Annotated in this window: 6 protein-coding genes; 2 read left to right on the forward strand and 4 right to left on the reverse strand. The window is 71.8% G+C overall.

Annotated features, from left to right (window positions below):
- Nucleotides 1-32 precede the first annotated feature (32 nt).
- The 4 genes from BWR60_RS37495 to BWR60_RS35625 all read right to left on the reverse strand — a co-directional run bounded on the left by BWR60_RS37495 (nucleotide 33) and on the right by BWR60_RS35625 (nucleotide 2,069).
- A complete protein-coding gene (locus BWR60_RS37495; RefSeq protein ID WP_179222086.1) occupies nucleotides 33-203 on the reverse strand; it encodes a hypothetical protein in 171 nt (56 codons plus the stop codon).
- 142 nt (nucleotides 204-345) lie between these two features.
- A complete protein-coding gene (locus tag BWR60_RS35615) occupies nucleotides 346-750 on the reverse strand; it encodes a c-type cytochrome (protein WP_088158031.1) in 405 nt (134 codons plus the stop codon).
- Nucleotides 751-962: 212 nt separating this feature from the next.
- Nucleotides 963-1,307: a hypothetical protein gene (locus tag BWR60_RS35620; RefSeq protein WP_088158033.1), complete on the reverse strand. Its 345-nt coding sequence runs from the start codon at nucleotides 1,305-1,307 to the stop codon at nucleotides 963-965.
- 138 nt (nucleotides 1,308-1,445) lie between these two features.
- Entirely contained in the window at nucleotides 1,446-2,069 is a 624-nt protein-coding gene (locus tag BWR60_RS35625; protein ID WP_179222087.1) for an adenylate/guanylate cyclase domain-containing protein, read from the reverse strand.
- Between the two features lie 208 nt (nucleotides 2,070-2,277).
- Between BWR60_RS35625 and BWR60_RS35630 the strand changes: the two genes are divergently transcribed.
- Nucleotides 2,278-2,997, forward strand: coding sequence for a response regulator (locus BWR60_RS35630; protein WP_088158037.1), 720 nt, complete (start codon nucleotides 2,278-2,280; stop codon nucleotides 2,995-2,997).
- Nucleotides 2,994-4,442 carry a sensor histidine kinase gene (locus BWR60_RS35635; RefSeq protein WP_088158039.1) on the forward strand — a complete coding sequence of 483 codons (1,449 nt, stop codon included), beginning with the start codon at nucleotides 2,994-2,996 and terminating at the stop codon, nucleotides 4,440-4,442. Before BWR60_RS35630 ends, BWR60_RS35635 begins: the two co-directional genes overlap by 4 nt.
- Nucleotides 4,443-4,682 lie beyond the last annotated feature (240 nt).

Raw genomic sequence — 4,682 nt, forward strand, 5'->3', positions numbered from 1 at the left:
GCACCGGGTGGGGACCGGTGCCCGCTGCCGCCTCAGCCCGGCCTCGCGTCCGAAGCCGGCGCCGGGGCCTGCGTGGTGGTCGGGCTGCTCTGCCCGGCCTTGGCATTGCGCTGGATGCAGCCGTCGCCCTGGGCCAGGGCGGTGCCGATGGTCGCCAGCAGGGCAAAGCCGGCCAGGACCGGAACGGGAATTCTGGTGATCACGTCACGTCTCCTGAGGTTGTTGCACGGGGAGAGCCTGGACGGCGGCTGTCGCAGAACCTTGTCCGGCAGCCCCGGCCTTTGTCGCGAGCCGTCCCGAGAGGGCCCGCTGACACGGTTTGATACAAAGTCCCGGCCGCCCGGCTCAGCGGCCGGCGGAGAGGTAGGCGATGATCGCGGCGCGCTGCGCGGCGTCGGTGAGGCGGACCGTCATGCTGGTGCCGGGCACGGCGCCGCGCGGATCGGCCAGGAAGCGGTCGAGCGACGGCGCGTCCCAGGTGATGCCGGAGTCGCGCAGGGCCTGCGAATACCGGGCGCCCTCGACGCTGCCGGCCTTGCGGCCGACCACACCGGCGAGGCTGGGCCCGAGCCGGTTCTGCCCGGGTTCCACGCTGTGGCAGGTGGCGCAGCGGGTGCGGAAGGCGCGCTCGCCGGCGGCGGCATCCTGCGTGGCGTCCTGGGCCGCGGCGGGCAAGGAGGCGCCGAGCAGCGCCGCGAAGGCCAGCAGCACGGCCGGGCGGGCCAATGTCGTCACGAAATAGCTCTCCATTCTGTCCACGATCTATCCGGTTCGGACCCGGGTTTTGCCTCTCCCGCTTGCGGGAGAGGTCGGAGACGCGAAGCGGCTCCGGGTGAGGGGAGTTTGTCGAGGCCTGGGCCCGCCCTCACCCGGTCTCGCTGCGCGAGCCCGACCTCTCCCGCCAGGCGGGAGAGGCAACGCAACCTCATTCTCTTCGGTCTCGAGCGATTGCCCACGGTTTGTCAGGCCCGACCCGGCGGCCGCGGGGCCAGGATAAAGGGATTGGCGACCTTGGCGGGCGTCGGAGCCTGGCAGATCTCGGCGCCGACCGCGGGGCTGATGCCGGGCAGCCCGGCCGAGCGGTAGACGGGGTCGCCCACCGGCTCGCGGCCGAGGATCGCCGCCACGCCCAGGATCGCCAGCAATCCGCCGGCCGCCAGCCAGCCGGCCGCCACCTCGTTCCAGCTGAGGGCCAGCCGGTCGACCGGCGGCCGCCAGCCGGGCTCGATGCGCTCGGGGTCGATCGCCGGGGCGGCCGCCAGGCCGGTGCCTGCCGGGGCGGGGCGGATCTGTGTCGCGTCGTGCATGGGGGTCATCCCTTTGCTGATGCTCACGCACCATGCCGGCCGCCTGTCGCAGAACTGTGCCGAGGCGCCGGCGGGTTTGTCGCGGAGTGTCGCGTCAAGGACTGGATCGCGCAGGTCGACACGATATTCCCCCGCCGCTCAGGCCAGCGCCGCCATGCGGATCGCCACCCCTTCCGCCCGGCCGGGGATGTCGGCGCGGCTGGCGGCGGGGAACGAGGCCAGTCGCCGCTCCGCCGGGTGGTGCCGGGCCACGGCGCGGAACAGCTCCTCCGACACGATGATGTCGCTGCGGCGGGTCCGGGTCATCCGCTCCAGCCGGTGGGCGACGTTCACCGTGTCGCCGAAGGCGCCGAGCTTGCCGTGCCCCGCGGCGCCGACCCGGCCGATGATCACCGGGCCGGCATGCAGGCCGACGCCGATGCGCAGCGGCAGCCCGTCACGCCGCGCCCGGTTCCAGCTGTCGATCGCCTCCAGCATGGCGAAGCCGCAATGCAGGGCGGCGCGCGCCGCGGCGGGGGCCGGGCCGCACCATACCGCCATGATGCCGTCGCCGACCGGGTCGCCGAGGACGGCGTCGTGGTCCGCCACCGCCAGCGCCATGCGCTCGTGGAAGCCGGACAGGAGGGCGAAGGTGCCCGCCGGCTCCAGCGTCTCGCACAGCCGGGTGAAGCCGACGATGTCGGCGAACAGCACCGCGGCGAAGACGGAGCGAGGGGCCGCGGACCGGTCCGGCCCGAGCCCGGCCGCGTGCGGCGCCGGCATCCGCCCGCCATCCCATCCGAATCCCAGCATTGCCCTCGACCGTCGCTGTTGCGTCGAGGGCACTATGGCCGGCAGTTGTCGCAGGGTTCTGTCGCCGGACCCGGTTTTGAGTCACGGAGTGTCGCAAACCCCGGATCCGACACAGACTGATACAATTTCCCGCGCGGGATCCGGCGCCGTTTTCGGTATGTTCGGCGGTGGAGCGCCCATGGAAGCCATACCGCACATCGCCGTCGTCGACGACCATCGCGACATCCGCGACCTCGTCGGCAAATACCTGTCCCAGCACGGCTACAGGGTCAGCGTCGCCGAGAATGCGGCGGCGCTGCGACGCATGCTCGAGCGCAGCGCGCCCGACCTGGTGGTGCTGGACGTGATGATGCCGGGCGAGGACGGGCTGTCGCTGTGCCGCTATCTGCGCGGCACCAGCAACCTGCCGGTGATCCTGCTGACCGCGATGGCCGAGGACACCGACCGCATCATCGGCCTGGAGATCGGCGCCGACGACTATCTGACCAAGCCGTTCAACCCGCGCGAGCTGCTGGCCCGCATCAAGGCGGTGCTGCGCCGGGTGCACAGCCTGCCGCCGCAGCGCGGCCGGCTGAAGGCGAAGACGCTGCGCTTCGACCGCTGGCTGCTGGATGCCGGCCGGCGCGAGCTGGTGGGCGACGACGGCGTGGCCGTGCCGCTGAGCACCGCCGAATTCCGGCTGCTGAACGCCTTCCTGGACCATGCCGGGCTGGTGCTGAGCCGCGACCAGCTGCTGGACCTGACGGTCGGCCGCGCCGCCGACAGCTTCGACCGCAGCATCGACAACCAGGTCAGCCGGCTGCGCAAGAAGATCGAGGCCGACCCGAAGGTGCCCTGCCTGATCAAGACCCATTGGGGCGGCGGCTACAGCTTCGTGGCGGAGGTCGAGCCGGCATGAGGCGGTGGTGGACGCACAGCCTGGCGGCGCAGTTCATCGGGCTGATGCTGCTGGCGCTGGCCTTGTCGCAGGGCATCGGCTTCCTGATTTCGTGGGACGAGCGCGGCCAGGCGCTGAAGGCGGCCGCCAAGGCCGAGTTCTTCAGCCGCACCGCGTCGTTGGCCCGGCTGCTGGAGTCGACGCCGCCGGCGCTGCGGGAGGACATCCTGAAGGCCAGCGGCACCTCCTACAGCCGGTTCTGGGTGTCGTCCGACGGCCCGGGCGATGCCATGGCCTGGCGGCGCGAGGCCTGGATCCATCTGGCCAAGCCGCTGCCGAGCCTGACGCCCTGGGGGCCGAAATCCCCGAAGCCGTACAAGGACCAGGACCGGGACGACGATGAGCCGCGCCAGTCGGTGCAGGTCCCCGGCATCGGCATCGCCACCGCGGCCGTCACCTCGCCCTGGGTGGACGTGCCCGCCCATGCCTGGCCGCTGCCGGGCCTCTGCAAATTCCTGTATCTCGACCAGGCCTACGGCATGGGCCTGTCGGTGCAGCTGAGCAGCGGCACCTGGCTGAACAGCGCCTATGCCAAGCCGTCCGGCAACTCGTTCTGGACCAACCAGTCAATGGTGTCGGTCGCGGTCACGGCGATCGTGCTGTCGGTGTTCGGCATCGTCGTCGCCCGCGGCATCGCCCGGCCGATGCGGCGCCTGGCCGTGGCCGCAGAGGCGCTGGGCCGTGGCGAATCCGTGGCGCCGCTGCCGGAGGCGGGTCCCGATGACATCCGCAACACCGCCGAGGCCTTCAACCGGATGCAGGAGCGGCTGCAGCGCTTCGTCAAGGACCGCACCCGCATGCTGGCGGCGATCGGCCACGATCTGCGCACGCCGCTGACCTCGCTGCGCCTGCGCGCCGAGTTCGTGGCGGATGCGGAGGAGCGGGAGAAGATGCTGGCGACCATCGCCGAGGTCCAGAAGATGACCGAGGCGACGCTGGCCTTCGCCCGCGAGGAGGCGACGGCCGAGGGCACGCGTACCGTCGACCTGTCGGCGCTGGTCGAGAGCCTGTGCGACGACCTGGCCGAGCTGGGCCAGGACGTCACCGTGCAGGAGGGACCGCGGATCAGCTATCGCTGCCGGCCCGACGCGCTGCGCCGCGCCATCCGCAACCTGGTCGAGAACGCGGTGCGCTACGGCGAGCGCGCCCGGGTGCATGTGGCCCGGGCCGGCGACGGCATCGAGATCGTGATCGAAGATGACGGGCCCGGCATCCCGGCGGATGTCGGCGAGCAGGTCTTCGCCCCGTTCTTCCGGATCGAGAACTCCCGCAACCTGGAGACCGGCGGCGTCGGCCTCGGCCTGTCGATCGCCCGCACCATCGTGCGCCACCATGGCGGCGACATCGTCCTGGCCAACCAGGCGAAGGGCCTGCGCGCCACCATCAGCTTGCCGCGCGTGGGCTAGAGCCGCGTCCGCCGCACCCTATACCCGGGTATAGCCCCCTAGCCCGGTCGGTTAGGCCCTTAACCATCTATATGATGGTGCGGGGGCCGCAAAGGGCGTCTTCTCCCTCCATCGATGGTCGCACGGCGTCGGGGCCGGATCGGCGGTTTTCCCCGGGTTACGGACGAAACCCGCTGCCCCCGCCCCGCCGCCGCCGATCGTCGAGCCAGCGTGCCAATCGGCTTGGGCCGAAGGCGCGGG

Source organism: Inquilinus limosus, assembly GCF_002195995.1.
Classification (GTDB): domain Bacteria; phylum Pseudomonadota; class Alphaproteobacteria; order DSM-16000; family Inquilinaceae; genus Inquilinus; species Inquilinus limosus_C.